Genomic DNA, 17643 nt, shown 5'->3' with positions numbered 1-17643 from the left:
TAAAAAAGCCGCCATTGAATAACAATGGCGGCTAATTTTTATTGGATTAAGCGAAAGGCTTATGCAGTCAGTTCATTAACCGCGTCAACAACCGCATCAGTAGTAATGCCAAACTCTTTAAACAGTTCACTCGCTGGTGCAGATTCACCGAAGGTGTCCATGCCAATGATCTTGCCTTGCAGGCCAACAAACTTGTACCAGAAGTCTTTATGCAGGGCTTCAACCGCTACACGAGCTGTTACTGCGGCTGGCAGTACGGATTCGATATAAGCCGCATCTTGTTTGCAGAACACTTCGGCAGACGGCATAGAAACAACGCGAACCTGCTTGCCAGACAGCTGCTCAGCCGCTTCCATCGCCAGTTTCACTTCAGAACCAGTGGCGATGATGATGGCATCCGGAGTGCCTGTTTCTGGGTTAACAGCATCACGCAGGATATAACCACCTTTGGCGATGTTGTTTACCTGCTCAGCAGTACGCTGCTGATGTTGCAAACCCTGACGAGAGAAGATCAATGCGCTTGGGCCATCAGCACGTTCAACCGCCGACTTCCAGCACGTTGCTGATTCAACCGTGTCACACGGACGCCAGGTTTCCAGATTTGGTGTGTTACGCAGGTTAGCCACTTGCTCAACCGGTTGGTGTGTCGGGCCGTCTTCACCCAGACCAATAGAATCGTGGGTGTATACAAAGATGGAGCGTTGCTTCATCAGCGCTGCCATACGTACCGCGTTACGGGCGTATTCCATAAACATCAGGAAGGTAGCGCCGTAAGGGACAAAACCTTTGTGCAGAGCAATACCGTTCATCATGGCGCTCATGCCAAATTCACGCACGCCGTAGAACAGGTAGTTACCGGAAGCATCTATATCGCTTACGCCTTGAGCGTCTTTCCACAGAGTCAGGTTAGAGCCAGCCAGGTCAGCAGAACCGCCCAGAAATTCCGGCAGTAGTGGGCCAAATGCGTTCAGGGTGTTCTGAGAGGCTTTACGGGAAGCCACTTCTTCACCTTTGGCCTGACACTCTTCGATGTAAGCTTGAGCTTTTTCAGAGAAATCAGCGGGTAAATCACCGGCCATACGACGCTTGTATTCAGCCGCCAGTTCCGGGTAAGCCGCTTGGTACGCTGCGAACTTGTCGTTCCAGCTTTGCTCGGCTGCGGCACCTTTTTCTTTGGCGCTCCAGCCTTCATAGACGTTTTCAGGGATTTCGAAAGAGCCGTGGTTCCAGCCTAAACGCTCACGGGTCAGAGCAATTTCGTCGTCGCCCAGTGGTGCGCCGTGGCAGTCTTCTTTGCCTTCTTTGTTTGGTGAGCCAAAACCAATGATGGTTTTGCAGCAGATCAGCGTTGGTTGCTCGGTGTTTTCACGGGCGGTTTCGATGGCTTGTTTGATCTCTTCCGGATCATGGCCGTTAACGCGTGGGATAACCTGCCAGCCATACGATTCAAAACGCTTAACGGTATCGTCGGTGAACCAGCCTTCAACTTCACCATCAATGGAGATGCCGTTGTCGTCGTAGAACGCAACCAGTTTGCCCAAGCCTAAGGTGCCGGCTAAAGAACAGGCTTCGTGGGAGATCCCTTCCATCATGCAACCATCACCTAAGAATACGTAGGTGTGGTGGTCAACAATGTCGTGACCGTCACGGTTGAACTGAGCGGCCAACACTTTCTCTGCGGTCGCCATACCAACGCCGTTAGCGATGCCCTGACCCAGAGGGCCGGTGGTGGTCTCGATACCTGGTGCATAACCGTACTCCGGGTGACCTGGAGTTTTGGAGTGCAGCTGACGGAAGTTTTTGATGTCGTCGATGCTCAGATCGTAACCAGCTAAGTGCAGCAGCGAGTAGATCAGCATAGAACCGTGACCGTTAGACAGGATAAAGCGGTCGCGGTCAGCCCAATCCGGGTTTTCCGGGTTGTGCTTGAGGTAGTCGTTCCATAACACTTCGGCGATGTCGGCCATGCCCATTGGGGCACCTGGGTGGCCAGATTTAGCTTTCTGAACGGCGTCCATGCTCAATGCACGGATGGCATTGGCCAGTTCGGAACGAGAGGTCATGTACGACTCCTGAATATCACGGTAAATAATGCGTATTAGTCTGGCCGAAAAGCACGGTTCAGCCAGTGATTCAGAACAAAAAACAGCCAGTTTTTTACCCTGAGTGAAAAAAGGGCGCCATTGTCGCTCAGAAAGCGATCAGCAGCAATCGGGATTTTCCGCATAATCAGGATGCGTTCGTGATGACAGCTCGCTTTTTGTCAGGGCTGTCTATACTTTTGTCCAATCGTTTTGATTTACCGGGACTGGAGTTATGACCGTACAACAAGGTGCTGCCCTGGCAGCTCTGTTACTCATGCTATTGGCCGAATGGCTGCTACCTGGATTGTTCTGGCTGCCGCCTGTGTTTGCAGTGGTGGCGGTTGTGGTGCTGTGGCAGGCTCCGGCTGATGAGCCAGATATCGATAATGTACAGTTATCGCTTGAGGATGAATATTCGGTCTGCAAACAGCGCTTGGGTGATGTCGATCAACTGGCTGCTACGGTATTGAATAACGCCACCCGGGTAAATGCAGCCTCAGGGCAGCGCATCAGTTTTGCCGAAGATATGGTGCGGCTGACCGAAGAATTATCCGCCGATGCAGGACAAATCGCTGAACAAACCCGTGCCTGCCACGGTGTGATGGATGAGTTAGCGGCGAGCATTCGTGATAACGATCCAAAAGTGCAGCGCTTATGCCAGCAATTGCATCAGGCTGTTGATTGGTCGGGGCAGCAGCAGGAGAGATTGCAGAGTTTTGATCAGCAATTTCAGGATATTCATGAAATGGCACAAACCATTCGTGGTATTTCAGAACAAACCAATTTATTAGCATTAAATGCAGCGATTGAAGCGGCACGTGCCGGGGAAGCGGGTCGTGGTTTTGCGGTGGTGGCCGACGAAGTGAAAAACCTGGCGGCCCACGCGGGTCAGCAAGCAGAAAAGATCAACGAATTGCTCAACAGCCTGACGGGTACAGAAAAAGAGTTTCTGCAAAGCTCTGAACAATTTCGTGAACAAATGCAAAAAACGCTGATGACCACCCATGAGGGTGAAGCCGGTAGCGAACGTATCAGCCAGAATGCTGAAGCCGCACTGCAGCAGGTCGATGGAATGTTAAGCAATATGATTCGCCAGACTGAAACGCAAACCAGTAATGCTCAGAAAATCGCCGAGGATTTAGGCCAACTGAAAGAAGACGCCATGGCATCCCAGCAAGGGTCGGCCAAGAATATGGAGCTGGCAAAAAATATCAGCAAACAATTACAGGAACTGGCGCAATGTTAGGGACTGTTAATTGTACCCAGACCAGCTTAGCGGTGTAATTCATACATCGTCATATTAACAGCAGTGGCTAAATTTAAAGACTCAATCGCGCCATTGCCGGTGATGGTATAAGGCGATACTTCAAAGCAGGATAGTTGATCGTTCGGCACCCCTCGGGCTTCGTTGCCAAACAAATAGCAATCGAACTCGCCAAAGGATGGCTCGCTTAATTTGCTGCCATTCATATCTAATGTGGCAATTCTTGGGAAGCGTTGTTGCAGCAGCTCCAGTGTTACATCCTGTTCAATATCCACATGGAAAATAGCCCCCATGCTGGAACGTACTACCTTTGGATTAAACGGGTCGACACTACCGGGGCTGAGAATGCATTTATAACCGCCAAACCATCCCAGGGTGCGCAAGATTGTGCCTAAGTTGCCCGGGTCCTGTACTTCATAGAGGTAAATGGCTTTGGACGAAACAGGCACTTTTAACGACTCAAATGACACAACCGCAATAATGCCCTGTGGCGACTTGGTATCTGAAATGGTCGCCATCTTTTTGCCGCTGATCAACGTCTTTTTAAAGCGGGTCGGCCAGTCCTGATATTGCTCGGTCACCAGTACTTCACATTGTTTCAGTGATGTCTTCTCCAGCTCCAGCAGCAAGTGCTCACCTTCTACCAGATAACAGCCAAACTGAGTACGGTATTTTTTCTGGTGCAGTTTTTTAATGTCGTCGAGTTTCATGATCTGCCGATGTGAGCCGGTGTTATTAAGCAATGTTGCGACTTTAGCGGTTTATTGTAACGAATTTTTCAACCACTTCCTGTGTGGCGGAGTATGACATTTATATGACAGATGTGTGAGCTCTATTAAGACATTGTGTGATGTGAGAGACTCAGAAATTGTTAGTAAATGACCTGTATTTTACCAAGAGGTATGTATGCCAGATTTTCCAATAAAAAATAAATCACTTCTGGTTGCTATTTTATCTGCGGCTGTCAGCGCTTGTGGCGGTGGCGGTGGCGGTGGCGGTGGCAATCCCGATCCTGGCACCGACCCGCAAGCTCCAACAGCCATCACACCAACACCATTACAAGTACCAACAGCATCACTTGAATTAATCGATCCAACCCCGGGCGCTGGTGATGAATTTGGTTCCACAGGCATAGTTCAGCTATCAAATGGCAACATTGTTGTGAGAGACCAGTTGGACTCCAGTGTTGCTGAGCACAATGGTGCGGTGCATTTATACAGCCCACTTTCTGCCACGCCAATTGCCAGTCTTTATGGTGACAATGCCAATGACTCACTTGGCAGTATTGTCGAGCTGGTGGGCGATGCTTATTACGTTATTGCTTCGCCATTTGATGATGTGAATGGCCTGGTCGATGCGGGTTCAGTGCGGCTGATGAATGGCAATACCGGTGAACAGGTCGCTATGGTGTCAGGCCCAACAGCTAATGCGCTGCTAGGCAGCGGAAGCATTACCGAACTGGGCAACGGAAATTTTGTGGTTGCTTCACCGAATGCCGCACAGGGCAACCTGTCCAGTGTTGGTTCTGTTTGGCTGGTAAATGGTGAAACAGGGCAGGCCATTGGCGAGCCGTTAACTGGTGTTGCTGAAAATGATCGCTTTGGTAACAAGGTGTTTGTGCTAAGCAATAACAATTATGTGATCACTTCGTTGAACGCTGATGTTAATGGTATTGAAAACGCGGGCAGTGTGGTTTTGGTGAACGGTGAAACCGGTGAACAAATGGGTGCCACTCTCAATGGTGATGAGGCGAATGATACCGTCGGTCGTAATGATGCTGTCGATCTGGGCAACGGCAATTATGTCGTGACTTCTTCTCTGGAAAATAACGGCGATGCCACGCGAGCTGGGTCAGTACGTTTATTTAATGGCAGTACCGGGGCGCAGATTGGCGCGACTCTGTTTGGTGAGGCTGCTAGTCATCAGCTAGGTTCACTGGGCACCTACTCCTTAGGGAATGGAAATTATGTCGTGGCCTCGCCTTCCGATAGCAATAACGGCGTTATTGGTGGTAGCGTGCGGTTATTTAATGGCACAACAGGTGCCGCCATTGGTACGCCGATTCGAGGTGATTCAGCTGGTGATCAGTTTGGCCGAATCACGGTTTTACCAAATGGGAATTATGTTATTCGTACTCGATTCGATGATGAAAATGGTGTCACCGAGGCCGGTTCAGTTCGTTTGGTGAATGGCACCACGGGTGTACAAATTGGCCCAGCTCTAGTTGGTGATAATGACCAGGATATGCTCAGTACCCTGGGTGTTGTTGCATTGAATAATGGTAACTATGTGGTGGCGTCACAGCTTGATGACGTAAATGGTGTAAGCAATGCTGGCTCCGTGCGCTTGATGGATGGTGATACCGGAGAAGAAATTGCCTTATTCACAGGAAACGACCCAACCGATGCCATAGGTCGGGTACTGGCACTGAATAACAACAACTATGTGGTGTTAGCTGCCGGCGATACGGTGAATGGTGTGGATGATGCGGGTTCAATCCGCTTGTTTAATGGCTCGAACGGTGCGGCCATTGGCGATGCAACTGTTGGTGATATCGAGGACGACTTGTTAGGTCGTGATCGTGGTATCGCATTGGCCAGCAGTAAGTATGTGGTGTTGTCTTCAGATGATGATGAAAATGGCATTGTTGATGCGGGTTCCGTGCGTTTGTTTGATGGCAATAACGGAAGACAGATCGGAGATGCCATTGTTGGTGAAGCTACTGACGATATGTCAGCTGCGGTTGCTCAGCAAGGCGTGGGCGGTGACTACTTTATTCTGACTCAGCGTCGTGCTGATAAAGGTGGTTTAGAAGATTCTGGGCGGGTGCGGATTGTGCTGCCTTAAGCAATAATCTCTCTTCTTTTCTTATTATTTTCTCAATGAGCGCCAGCCGAATATTCGGCTTGGCGCTTTTTAGTAAGAAAGTATTGTGACACTTCCATGACAGCATGCTTTTTCGCTATACATCGCTCTTTCGGGTATGCGAAACTAAGTAATTATTAGTAACAAAAATACTACTGTTTCTTACATGGAGGTATAAATGCCTGCTTTTTCGCTCAAAAATAAATCACTTCTTGTTACTGCTCTCTCAATCGCTATCAGCGCCTGCGGTGGCAGTAGTGGTGGCGGTGGTGGCCCGGAAGTCAGCCCAAATCCTGAACCGCTGACTCCCACCACTTCTCTGGAATTACTGGATCCAACCCCGGGGGCTGGAGATAAGTTTGGCTCACAGGTATTGCAATTACCGAATGGTAATATCGTGGTGACCGACTCGGGCGACTCCAGCGTGGTAGAAAAAAATGGAGCGGTGCATTTGTACAGCCCACGTTCTGCTACTCCGATTTCCAGTGTCTACGGTGATAATGGAAACGATCAGATTGGTCGTCGAATTGCGTTAGTTGGTGATAATTATGTGATCGCGTCACCGAATGACACGGTTGATGGTATTGCTAATGCTGGATCTGTTCGCCTGATGCATGGTCGTACTGGAGAGCAGTTGGCGATTGTTACCGGAAAAACGGCTAATGCGTTTTTGGGCAGTGGCGGTATTACTCAACTCACTAATGGGCACTTGGTTGTCGCTTCTCCCAGTACTGCTGTAGGGAATTTATCCGGTGTAGGTTCTGTTCAGTTACTGAATGGGGTCACTGGAGAACCGATAGGTGAGCCGTTAACAGGAGTCGCTGAAAACGACGTTTTTGGTAGTGATGTTTATGCACTACCAAATAATAATTATGTGATTGTGTCGTCCAGCGCCAGCAATGGTGCGCTTGAAGATGTTGGTTCGGTTGTACTCGTAGACGGTGAAACAGGCCGGCAGATTGGAACCACATTGTTTGGTGATCAGGAAAATGATCGACTCGGAAGAAAAAAATTAGCCATCTTAAAGAACGGCAACTATGTCATCACTTCTCCTGACGATAATCTTGGTGATATCTCTCGTGCTGGCTCAGTGAGATTGTTTAATGCGATAACGGGTGAGCAAATTGGTTCTACTTTTTACGGAGATCAGACAGACGATCTGATTGGAAGTAACGGTACGTTTACACTTGATAACGGTAATTATGTAGTGGCATCAGCCAATGATAATGAAAAGGGTGTGTCATATGCCGGGAGTGTGCGTTTGTTTGATGGTGAAACCGGTGCAGCTATTGGTTCGCCGATTGTGGGTGATGCGAACAATGATCAGATTGGTGGTGATATCACTGTGTTGCCTGGGGGGAATTATGTCATTGCTTCCGCATCCGATAACGAAAATGGTCTGGAAGATGTTGGTTCTGTACGTTTGATCAATGGCGAAACGGGACAGCCTATTGGTCAGCCGTTAGCTGGTGATAATATTGGTGATTCTTTGGGCTCTAGGGGGGTGCGTGTACTGAATAATGGTAATTATGTTGTTGCTTCACATCTTGATGATGAAAATTCAGTCACAGATTCTGGTTCAGTTCGCCTGATAAATGGTCGTACCGGCGAGCAAATTGGTGAAGCCTTTGTAGGTGATAATCAAGATGATCGTATCGGATTTACCGGTGTGGCTGCTTTTAGTAATAATAATTACCTGGTGAGTTCTCAGACTGATACAGTGAATGGTGTTACTTTCGCCGGTTCTGTTCAGCTATTTAACGGAGCAACGGGCGAGACTATTGGAACTCTGAAAGCAGGAGAATCTGCAACTGACCAATTAGGACGTAGTGGCATTGTTGAATTGAATAGCGGTAATTATGTGGTTATATCGTTTTTTGACAACGAAAATGGTATTGAAGACGCAGGTTCTGTTCGTTTGTTTAGTGCCACTTCGGGTGAGCAAATAGGCGATGCCATTGTCGGCGAGGCTCAATTCGATATGTTTATTGCGGTTGCCCAGCAAGGCGTGGGAGGGGACTATTATATTTTGTCTCAGAATGGTGCTGATAAAGGTGGTTTAGAAGATTCAGGCCGGGTACGGATTGTCGTTCCTGAATAAACTGTTCCGGAATAACCAGACACTTTATTTCTTTCACGCAAGTACCGGATGCTTTACTGTTTGGTACTTGTGTTAATTTTTAATTCCTACCTCTCTCGTTATGCAAAATCTGATTGATTCAGTTCTGCAAAGTCAGAATAAGACCAGTGCACAGCCTTTTTCTGTCTACGCTGCTTGTCGAGAGCAAAGCCTGCTGAATGTTCCGGTACCTAAGCCGATGCTGGTGTGTGTGCTTAAGGGCAATAAAGAGCTGGGTTCTGAACCGGCTTTTAACGTAGCCGCCGGTCATTTTGTCTGGCTACCGGGGAGTGCTTTCGTTGATATGCGCAATATTCCTTGGCAGTCGAATTATCTGGCGCTACTGCTCGAATTTGAACCTCAGGAATTTGATGCGCTCCCTCTGGAGGAGCACTCTGACAGCGCTTATATATCCGGTTTATTAAATGAGGAACTGACTCTGGCGTTAACCCAGTTTATTGAGTGGTCTGCCTCTGTGCCCCAGGCCTTGTGGTCATCACGACGCAAAGAAATTTTACAGCTGTTGCATTATCAGGGATGTCAGGGTCTGGCCTCATTGGTACAGCATAAATCATTAGCAAACCAGATTCATCGCATGATTGTGAATAATCCAATGGCTGAATTAACCGCAACTTCTATTTCCTCTCAGTTAGCTATGAGCGAAGCAACCTTGCATCGTAAGTTGAAAAGTCAGGGAGCCAGCTTACAGGGGATTAAAGACCAGGCACGTTTGGGGTTAGGTCTGCATTTGATTCAAACCACCATGCAGCCCATTGGGCAGATTGCTGAGCATTGTGGCTATATCTCGCCGTCGCGTTTTACCGATAAATTCAAACAACAATTTGGCACCACACCGCGAGAACTACGACGCACACAGCTTAATGACACCAATGTATCTGTTGAGAGCATCGGGCGATAAAACGATTGCTTTGGTAGTAATGTAGCGGCGCTAAACTTTTTATGATGGTGTCTCTGTTTTCGGATCATTAAATACCTTAGGGCACCTTATTATGAAGCATCTTATCAAACCTGTTGCGACGCTGGCTGTTGCCGGCCTGATGCACACAGCTGCTTACGCGGAATCCTTTACTCTGACCAGTAAAGACATTCGCCATGGTGAATTTATGGCTAACGCTCAGGAATTTACCGGCTTTGGTTGTAATGGCGGGAATAAGTCGCCGCAACTGAGCTGGAGTGGTGCGCCCAAAGGTACGCAGGCTTTTGCGTTATTGGCGTATGATCCGGATGCTCCAACTGGCAGTGGCTGGTGGCACTGGCAATTGGTGAATATTCCTAAAAACGTTAGCCAGTTAAGTGCTGGAGTCGGGACAGAAGCGGGTAAAGATTTACCGGCGGGCAGCATGCAAATGCGCAATGATTATGGCAGTCATGCGTTTGGTGGCGCTTGCCCACCACCGGGAGACGGTGCACACCGCTATCAGTTTACCGTGTATGCCCTGAAGCAGAAGTTAGAATTACCTAAAGAGGCGTCGGCGGCGTTAACTGGATATATGGTGAATGCGAATGCATTGGGGTCAGCCACTATCGAGGCATTATATAAACGCGATTAATTCACTCCAAATTTAATAACGTTACTGACGTTAAAAAACTAACCGTGCTGCTTAAGCGCCCAGTCGATATGTTCCTGAACCAATGGGCTGGCGCTGACTCGGGCACGTTTCAGTGTCTCAATCACTTCTAAACTGGTCGGCGCATTGCCTAAGGCCACAGCAATATTGCGCTGCCAGTTTTCAAATCCGGTACGGCGGATCGGCATACCTTCGGTGCGCTTCAAAAAGGTGGCTTCGTCCCAGGAGAATAATTCCAGCAAGGTGGCTTTATCGAGCTGGTGGCGTGGGGTGAAATCCGCTTCCTGAGTGTGCTTGCTAAAGCGATTCCACGGACAGCCAATCTGGCAATCATCGCAGCCAAAAATACGATTACCAATGCCATGGCGTAATGGCTCAGGAATCGGGCCGTCCAGTTCAATGGTCAGATAAGAAATACAGCGGCGGGCATCGAGAACATGCGGGCCAACAAAGGCCTGAGTCGGGCAGATATCCAGGCACGAAGTACAGCGGCCGCAGTGGTCTTTTTCATAACGCGAATCGATCGTTAACGGCAGGTCGGTGAGAATTTCCCCAAGAAAAAAATACGACCCGGCTTTGCGGTTGATCAGCATGGTGTTTTTGCCAATCCAGCCAAGCCCGGCTTTGTTGGCTAAGGCGCGCTCCAGTAGCGGCGCACTGTCGACAAAAGCGCGGTAATTCATCTGCTGCTCAGCATTTAATTCGGCAATGGCTTGTTGCAGCTTTTTACCCAGCTGGGTCAGACGTTTACGAATCAGCTTGTGATAGTCCCGGCCAAGGGCATAACGCGAGACATAGGCGTTGTTTTTATCCTGTAGCTGTTCGGTGATGCTGATATCGGGCGGCAGGTAATCCATACGCAGGCTGATGACCCGGATGGTACCCGGGTGCAGTTCATCCGGGCGTGAACGCATATTGCCGTGATCGGCCATGTATTCCATCTCGCCGTGATAGCCCTGTCTGAGCCATTGTTGCAGGCGCTCTTCATGCTCATTGAGCTGAACGTCGGTCACCCCAAGTTGTTGAAATCCCAGTTCTTTGGCCCACAACTCCAGCTGATCTCGCAGATCATCAGCCAGGGTAAAAAGGGGTAAATCTGAATTCATGGGCAGGACTTAAACGGCGCTTGTCGATATAATTCTGGCAAATTTACCACATTGAAAGGCTAAGCAGGGATGAACCGACCTTACTCAGCAAAAGATCATCTGCCCGGCGAACTCTACAGTGCGGCTCAGGTACGCGAGTTGGATGCGCTGGCGATTAGCCAGATTCAGCAACTGCAGCCGGATACCGCAGGCTTTGAGCTGATGTCGCGGGCGGGTGAAGCGGCGTTTGCCAGCATGCTGGAGCGCTGGCCGGAAGAGAGTTCGGTGTGTGTGCTGGCTGGCCCGGGTAATAACGGCGGTGATGCTTATGTGCTGGCCGCACTGGCCTGTCACCATGGACTGGATGTGGTGTTTTATACCCTGGGTGATCACACTCAATTATCGCCTGCGGCCAATCAGGCGCGGGAAATGGCACTACAAGCCGGAGTCGAACCGCAGGCTTTTCGCGGCGAATTAATTTACGAAGGCCAGGTGATTATTGATGGCTTGTTAGGCACCGGGCTGAACAAGGCCGTTGATGGTGATTTTGCCACTGCGATTCAGGCTGTGAATGCACACTTTGCCGATGTACTGGCGCTGGATTTACCTTCAGGTTTACATGCCGACAGTGGCCGTATTCTTGGTTGCGCTATTCAGGCTGACCTGACCATTACTTTTATTGGCGTAAAACAAGGGCTGTTAACGTCTGATGGCCCGGATGTCTCCGGTGATATCGCCTTTGCTTCATTAGCGGTTGATCCGCTGTTGTACCATCAGGTGCCGCCACAAAGTGAGCGTATCAGTTGGGATCGACTGGAGCGTTTGGGCCAGCGCCTGAGTCCGCGCCGTGGTAATTCCCATAAAGGTGAATTTGGCCATGTGATGGTTGTGGGTGGTGATCATGGTATGGGCGGTGCGGTAGCCATGGCGGTAGAAGCTGCGGGTCGTTGTGGCTCGGGCCTGATTCGTTGTGCTACCCGCACCGAACATGTGACGCCGATTCTGGTACGTCGCCCGGAAGCCATGGTAAAAGCGGTGGAATCGGGCCTTGAGCTACAGCCGCTGCTGGAACAAAGCACGGTGATTGCCTGTGGCCCTGGGTTAGGCCAAAGCAGCTGGTCAGAATTATTACTGCAACAGGTGTTAAATGTTGAGTCGCCATTGGTGCTGGATGCTGACGGCCTGAATTTATTGGCCTCGCCGGGCTGGAAACGCAGTTTCAGCGAGCGTGATGTCGTGCTGACTCCTCACCCGGGCGAAGCGGCACGATTATTAGGTAGTAGTATTGAGCAGGTACAGGCGGATCGCTTCAGTGCGGTGCGTGAACTGGCTAAAACCTACGACGCCGTCGTGGTACTGAAAGGTCAGGGAACCCTTATTGCCAAGCCGGATGGGCATGTGGCGTTATGCACCGATGGCAATCCGGGCATGGCCTGTGGTGGCATGGGAGATGTGTTAACCGGTGTGATTGCAGCTTTGCTGGCACAGGGCATGTCACCCTGGCAGGCGGCCCGTTACGGTGTGTGTATTCACAGTGGCGCTGCCGATCTGGCAACGGCAGAAAGCGGCCAGCGTGGTTTATTAGCCACTGATTTAATGAATTACCTGAGAGAGTTAATGAACTGATGACACAGTCAGACACCTTATCCTCTGAACACACCGGAGTGGTCCTTACTGGTGAGCCCCAAATGCTGGCTTACGCCGGTAAGATGGCAGCTTATCTGCGTGACCGGCAATTACTGAGTACTGGCCTGGTACTGTTTTTAGAAGGCACCTTAGGTGCCGGAAAAACCACCTTTTCGCGTGGATTGATTCAGGGCTTAGGCCATGACGGTGCGGTAAAAAGCCCGACCTATACGCTGGTGGAAGATTATTCACTGGCCGATGTTAAGGTGTGTCATTTCGACCTCTATCGACTGGCCGATCCGGAAGAACTCGAGTTTATGGGTATCCGCGACTATCTTAGCGATGGTGCACTGTGTCTGATTGAATGGGCCGATAAAGGCGTGGGGATTTTACCCGAAGCCGATCTGGTGCTATCAATAGAGGACTTGGGAGAAAGCCGGGCATTAGTCTGGCAGGCACGTCGTGAACGAGCCGTGCCCTGGGCTGAGGCATTAAATGCTTTAACAGTTTGATCGTTCAGCAGGATACAACAACACGATTGCATAATAGTCACATGATCTTACGACCACTTTTTTTGTTCACACTGATTTTATTTTCGGCTGTTGCGACTGCCGATATTAAAGATGTGCGTATCTGGCAATCTCCGGAAAATACTCGTCTGGTGTTTGATCTGACTGAGCCGTCGGAGCATAAAATTTTCACCCTGGATAATCCGCAACGGGTAGTGATTGATTTAATGAATGCCAAAAGTCGCATCGACGTAGCAAAAGTCGATGTGGCTAAAACGTCTGTTAGTGGTATTCGCTCTGGTAAGCGCAATAAAAATGATCTGCGTATTGTGCTGGATATTGAAAAGGCACTTAAAAATGAAAAAATCAGTGCCAAAAGTTTTCCGTTAAAGCCGAATAAAAAATATCCGTATCACCGACTGGTGGTGGATCTCGGACGCCAGAAACCCATTCAGGCCATTGCCGCACCGGTTAAAAAAGTGCGTGAAACCGGCTCCAGCCAGCGCAATATTATTATTGCCATTGATGCCGGTCACGGCGGTGAAGATCCGGGGGCCATAGGTCCAGGACGTATTTATGAAAAACGTGTGGTGCTGGCCATCGCCAAAGAGCTGGAAAAACGGCTGAAAAAAGAGCCTGGTTTTCAGCCGTTTATGGTGCGTACCGGCGATTATTATATTGGCCTGAGAGAGCGAACCGCCAAAGCCCGCAAAGCCAGAGCCGATTTTTTTGTGTCGATTCATGCGGATGCTTTTAAACACCCGAGTGCTCATGGCTCTTCGGTATTTGTCTTGTCAGAACGTGGTGCTACCAGTGAAGCAGCACGTTGGCTGGCGGATAAAGAAAACGAATCCGATTTAATTGGTGGCGTTAAAATTGAAGACAAAGACGACCACGTTGCCATGACTCTGCTCGACCTCACCATGGATAACACCAAAAAAGAAAGCAAACAGATTGGTGATCATGTGCTGCGTCAAATGGGCAGCTTCTCTCGCCTGCACAAAAGGCAGGTAGAGGGTGCTGCGTTTGCGGTTTTAAAATCTCCGGATATGCCGTCGCTGTTAGTGGAAACCGGTTTTATTTCTAACCCCGGCGAAGCGAAAAAACTGTCCGGGCGTAGTTATCAGAAGAAAATGGCGAATGCGATTTTTAATGGCATTAAACAATACTTTAAGGCTCATCCTCCGCGTGGCACCTTATTAGCAGCACAACTCGATAGTAAGGTCGCCAAATCTGACAAATCAACACAGTACAAAACACCGATAAAAAAACGTTCCAAAACCTATGTTGTCCGCAGTGGTGATACTTTATCGGGCATTGCGGTGAAAAATCGTGTGGCGATGGCTGATATTCGCCGTTTGAATAAATTAAAGTCTGACAATGTCTGGGTCGGACAAAAACTTAAAATCCCTGCTTCATAAACACTCGAAAATAATGAGCTATCCAATTCAATGACTTCGCGAATCCACTTATTATCGCCCCGATTAGCTAACCAGATTGCCGCTGGTGAGGTGGTAGAGCGCCCGGCGAATATTGTTAAAGAACTGGTTGAGAACTCACTCGATGCCGGTGCCGACCGGATTGAAATTGATGCGGAGCAGGGTGGCGTTAAATTATTACGCATTCGTGATAATGGCCATGGCATTGCCAAAGACGATTTGGCGCTGGCACTGAGTCGCCATGCCACCAGTAAAATTATTACCCTGGATGATCTCGAAGCGGTTGGCAGTTTGGGTTTTCGCGGTGAAGCACTCGCCAGTATCAGCTCGGTGACGCGGTTAACGCTGACCTCACGTGAACAGAGTGCAGAAGAAGCCTGGCAGGTAACCGCCGAAGGACGCGATATGGTGGCCAGCGTGTCGCCAGCCGCACATCCAACGGGCACCACCATTGAAGTACGGGATTTATTTTTTAATACCCCGGCACGGCGTAAATTTTTACGCACCGAAAAAACCGAATTTTCCCATCTGGAAGAAACGGTAAAACGCCTGGCATTGAGCCGCTACGACGTAGGCTTCACCCTGCGCCATAACGGCAAAGTGATTCATGCCTTGCGTCCGGCAACTCGCCCGATTGATCGTGAAAAACGGGTGGCGTCGTTATTAAATCCCACCTTTATGGACAGCTCGGTGCATATCGAGCGAGAAGCAGCAGGCTTAAATCTGCAAGGCTGGGTCGGGTTACCAACCTTCTCCCGTTCGCAGGGTGATATGCAGTATTTCTTTGTGAATGGTCGGGTAGTGCGCGACAAGCTGGTGGTGCACGCGATTAAGCAAGCCTATCGCGATGTGCTGTATCACGGTCGTCATCCAGCGTTTGTGTTGTATTTATGGCTCGATCCGAAGCTGGTGGATGTGAATGTTCATCCAACCAAACACGAAGTGCGCTTCCGTGATGGCCGCTTGGTGCACGACTTTTTATTCCGTACCCTGCATAAAGCATTAGCGGATGTACGCCCGGATGCTCAGTTGCCTCCTGGAGGTCGACTAGAAGATGCGGGGCAACAGAGCCAGAGTTTGTCACAACAGAGTGCTCCGGCCACCGGTGTGGAAGCTGGCGAGTTCAGTGAACAAACCCGATTAAATTGGCAGGCATCAGCGCCTCAGGCTGGCACGATTTCTCCATCCGGTTATCAGACTGCTTATTCGTCTGGCAATGCCACTCAAAACACGGTTACTCAATCCGCCGTGGCAGAGCAATTACAGGCTTATCAAACCTTGGCTCAGCCTCTCGAAGGTGCGCAGCCCTTTACAGCTGCGCAAGCAGTTTCGGGGACAGTAGCGACACAGGCATTGCCGGAAACTGACAATGAGGATGTACCGCCTCTGGGTTTTGCCATTGCGCAGCTGCATGGCATTTATATTCTGGCGCAGAATACACAAGGCATGGTGGTGGTTGATATGCACGCGGCGCATGAACGCATCACCTACGAACGTTTAAAGCTGGCGGTGGATGAACAAGGAATCCACAGTCAGCCGTTGCTGGTGCCGGAAACGCTGGCGGTGAGTGAGCGTGAAGCGGATGCGGCGGAGCAATACAGCGAAGAATTCAAACGCCTTGGCGTTGAGCTGGCCCGGGTTGGCCCGGAAAGCATTTTGATTCGACAAATTCCGGTGTTATTGCAACAGGCCAATGCCGCACAGCTGATTACCGATATGTTGTCAGATCTGATGGAGCACGGTAGCTCCGACCGTATTCTGGCTTTCCGCAATGAAGTGTTATCCACCATGGCCTGTCATGGCTCGGTACGTGCGAATCGTAAATTAACGCTGCCTGAGATGAACGCGCTGTTGCGTGATATGGAAGCCACCGAGCGCAGTGGTCAGTGTAATCATGGCCGACCAACCTGGACACAAATGACGATGCCAGAATTAGATAAATTATTCTTGAGAGGCCGCTGACTATGTCTGTTGTACCTAATAAAGAGATGCCTACTGCGTTCATAGCGGCATGAATACTGATGGCTTGGCAGATAACCAATGAATGAAATATTAAATAAAGAGCTGCCTCCGGCGATTTTTCTGATGGGGCCAACCGCTTCTGGTAAGACTGCTCTGGCTCTGGAGCTGGTGGAAAAATACCCGTGCGAAATCATCAGTGTTGATTCAGCGCTGGTGTATAAGGGCATGGATATTGGTACGGCCAAACCAGATGCTGAGATGCTGCAACGCGCACCACATCGTCTGATTGATTTAATCGACCCGGCCGACAGTTATTCCGCCGCTAATTTCCGTGAAGATGCATTACGTGAAATGGCCGAAATCACAGCTGCAGGCAAGGTGCCGCTGCTGGTGGGCGGCACCATGATGTATTTTAAGTTTTTACGCGATGGCGCAGCGGAGCTGCCCAAGGCAGATGAAGCGGTGCGTGGACGTTTGCTGGCTGAAGGACAGGAACACGGCTGGCCGCATATGCATCAGCGCCTGGCTGAGGTAGACCCGGAATCCGCGGCACGGCTGAAACCGATGGACTCACAGCGGATTCAGCGCGCTTTGGAAGTGTATGAAGTTTCCGGTAAAACCCTGACCCAGCACTGGGCCGAACAGGATACTGCGCCACTGCCGTATCATGTGGTTAACCTGGCGGTGTGCCCGCCGGAGCGCAAACAACTGCATGAGCGGATTGCCATTCGCTTCCGCCAGATGCTGAATGAAGGCTTTATCGACGAAGTCCGTGGTTTGTTTCAGCGTGACGACCTGCATCCGGAGTTACCGTCTATCCGGGCGGTGGGTTACCGTCAGGCGTGGGACTATCTGGCGGGTGAAACCAGCTACGAGGAAATGGAAGAACGCGGCATTATTGCCACCCGGCAACTGGCTAAACGCCAGATCACCTGGCTGCGAAGTTGGTCTGATTTGCACTGGTTGGACACAAATGACCCAAAACTTCTGCAAAGTGCCTTGAAAATACTGCAAGCGAACGCCATATTTAGCGCATCGTCCTGAATTATCTGTTTTATACTCATAACAGCTGATGCCAGAGCGGTATGGGGCATTTTTTAT

Annotated in this window: 13 protein-coding genes; 10 read left to right on the top strand and 3 right to left on the bottom strand. The window is 49.9% G+C overall.

Annotated elements, in window-relative coordinates; genetic code table 11:
* Window positions 1-59: 59 nt before the first annotated feature.
* Window positions 60-2063, bottom strand: a complete 2004-nt coding sequence (tkt, locus tag ACO05E_RS05590) for a transketolase (RefSeq protein WP_419812002.1) — start codon at window positions 2061-2063, stop codon at window positions 60-62.
* Between the two features lie 253 nt (window positions 2064-2316).
* Here tkt and ACO05E_RS05585 point away from each other — a divergent pair, with 253 nt between their 5' ends.
* On the top strand, window positions 2317-3330 hold the full coding sequence (locus tag ACO05E_RS05585) for a methyl-accepting chemotaxis protein (protein ID WP_419812001.1): 1014 nt from the start codon (window positions 2317-2319) through the stop codon (window positions 3328-3330).
* Window positions 3331-3356: 26 nt separating this feature from the next.
* Here ACO05E_RS05585 and ACO05E_RS05580 read toward each other — a convergent pair whose 3' ends face one another.
* Window positions 3357-4058, bottom strand: coding sequence for an RNA methyltransferase (locus ACO05E_RS05580; RefSeq protein WP_419812000.1), 702 nt, complete (start codon window positions 4056-4058; stop codon window positions 3357-3359).
* A gap of 196 nt (window positions 4059-4254) precedes the next feature.
* On the opposite strand from ACO05E_RS05580, the gene ACO05E_RS05575 reads away from it, so the two are divergent.
* The 4 genes from ACO05E_RS05575 to ACO05E_RS05560 all read left to right on the top strand — a co-directional run bounded on the left by ACO05E_RS05575 (window position 4255) and on the right by ACO05E_RS05560 (window position 9903).
* Complete coding sequence (locus ACO05E_RS05575) at window positions 4255-6195, top strand: hypothetical protein (protein ID WP_419811999.1); 1941 nt, start codon at window positions 4255-4257, stop codon at window positions 6193-6195.
* Window positions 6196-6391: 196 nt separating this feature from the next.
* Window positions 6392-8314: a hypothetical protein gene (locus tag ACO05E_RS05570; protein ID WP_419811998.1), complete on the top strand. Its 1923-nt coding sequence runs from the start codon at window positions 6392-6394 to the stop codon at window positions 8312-8314.
* A gap of 100 nt (window positions 8315-8414) precedes the next feature.
* Window positions 8415-9251, top strand: coding sequence for a helix-turn-helix transcriptional regulator (locus ACO05E_RS05565; protein ID WP_419811997.1), 837 nt, complete (start codon window positions 8415-8417; stop codon window positions 9249-9251).
* A gap of 91 nt (window positions 9252-9342) precedes the next feature.
* On the top strand, window positions 9343-9903 hold the full coding sequence (locus ACO05E_RS05560) for a YbhB/YbcL family Raf kinase inhibitor-like protein (RefSeq protein ID WP_419811996.1): 561 nt from the start codon (window positions 9343-9345) through the stop codon (window positions 9901-9903).
* Between the two features lie 38 nt (window positions 9904-9941).
* On the opposite strand, the gene queG is transcribed toward ACO05E_RS05560, so the two are convergent.
* Window positions 9942-11027, bottom strand: a complete 1086-nt coding sequence (queG, locus tag ACO05E_RS05555; protein WP_419811995.1) for a tRNA epoxyqueuosine(34) reductase QueG — start codon at window positions 11025-11027, stop codon at window positions 9942-9944.
* A gap of 69 nt (window positions 11028-11096) precedes the next feature.
* Here queG and ACO05E_RS05550 point away from each other — a divergent pair, with 69 nt between their 5' ends.
* The 5 genes from ACO05E_RS05550 (at window position 11097) to miaA (ending at window position 17586) form a co-directional block, all read left to right on the top strand.
* Window positions 11097-12632 (top strand): NAD(P)H-hydrate dehydratase, encoded by a 1536-nt coding sequence (locus tag ACO05E_RS05550; protein ID WP_419811994.1) that lies wholly within the window; start codon window positions 11097-11099, stop codon window positions 12630-12632.
* Window positions 12632-13144, top strand: coding sequence for a tRNA (adenosine(37)-N6)-threonylcarbamoyltransferase complex ATPase subunit type 1 TsaE (gene tsaE / locus ACO05E_RS05545; RefSeq protein ID WP_419811993.1), 513 nt, complete (start codon window positions 12632-12634; stop codon window positions 13142-13144). The genes ACO05E_RS05550 and tsaE overlap by 1 nt, the downstream gene beginning before the upstream one ends.
* 62 nt (window positions 13145-13206) lie before the next feature.
* A complete protein-coding gene (locus ACO05E_RS05540; RefSeq protein ID WP_419811992.1) occupies window positions 13207-14562 on the top strand; it encodes an N-acetylmuramoyl-L-alanine amidase in 1356 nt (451 codons plus the stop codon).
* Between the two features lie 30 nt (window positions 14563-14592).
* Window positions 14593-16542: a DNA mismatch repair endonuclease MutL gene (gene mutL, locus ACO05E_RS05535; protein WP_419811991.1), complete on the top strand. Its 1950-nt coding sequence runs from the start codon at window positions 14593-14595 to the stop codon at window positions 16540-16542.
* 78 nt (window positions 16543-16620) lie between these two features.
* A complete protein-coding gene (gene miaA / locus ACO05E_RS05530; RefSeq protein ID WP_419811990.1) occupies window positions 16621-17586 on the top strand; it encodes a tRNA (adenosine(37)-N6)-dimethylallyltransferase MiaA in 966 nt (321 codons plus the stop codon).
* Window positions 17587-17643: the final 57 nt, after the last annotated feature.

Origin of the sequence: Bacterioplanoides sp., from assembly GCF_965226395.1 — a bacterium.
Lineage (GTDB): Bacteria > Pseudomonadota > Gammaproteobacteria > Pseudomonadales > Oceanobacteraceae > Bacterioplanoides.
The sequence above is the reverse complement of the archived record's forward strand: the minus strand, read 5'-3'. Positions and strand labels throughout refer to the sequence as shown.

Coding starts and splice junctions, on each gene's coding strand:
- tkt (WP_419812002.1), bottom strand. CDS start 2,063: ATGACCTCTCGTTCCGAACTGGCCAATGCCATCCGTGCATTGAGCATG.
- miaA (WP_419811990.1), top strand. CDS start 16,621: ATGAATGAAATATTAAATAAAGAGCTGCCTCCGGCGATTTTTCTGATG.
- ACO05E_RS05580 (WP_419812000.1), bottom strand. CDS start 4,058: ATGAAACTCGACGACATTAAAAAACTGCACCAGAAAAAATACCGTACT.
- ACO05E_RS05585 (WP_419812001.1), top strand. CDS start 2,317: ATGACCGTACAACAAGGTGCTGCCCTGGCAGCTCTGTTACTCATGCTA.
- ACO05E_RS05575 (WP_419811999.1), top strand. CDS start 4,255: ATGCCAGATTTTCCAATAAAAAATAAATCACTTCTGGTTGCTATTTTA.
- ACO05E_RS05550 (WP_419811994.1), top strand. CDS start 11,097: ATGAACCGACCTTACTCAGCAAAAGATCATCTGCCCGGCGAACTCTAC.
- queG (WP_419811995.1), bottom strand. CDS start 11,027: ATGAATTCAGATTTACCCCTTTTTACCCTGGCTGATGATCTGCGAGAT.
- ACO05E_RS05560 (WP_419811996.1), top strand. CDS start 9,343: ATGAAGCATCTTATCAAACCTGTTGCGACGCTGGCTGTTGCCGGCCTG.
- ACO05E_RS05570 (WP_419811998.1), top strand. CDS start 6,392: ATGCCTGCTTTTTCGCTCAAAAATAAATCACTTCTTGTTACTGCTCTC.
- mutL (WP_419811991.1), top strand. CDS start 14,593: ATGACTTCGCGAATCCACTTATTATCGCCCCGATTAGCTAACCAGATT.
- ACO05E_RS05565 (WP_419811997.1), top strand. CDS start 8,415: ATGCAAAATCTGATTGATTCAGTTCTGCAAAGTCAGAATAAGACCAGT.
- tsaE (WP_419811993.1), top strand. CDS start 12,632: ATGACACAGTCAGACACCTTATCCTCTGAACACACCGGAGTGGTCCTT.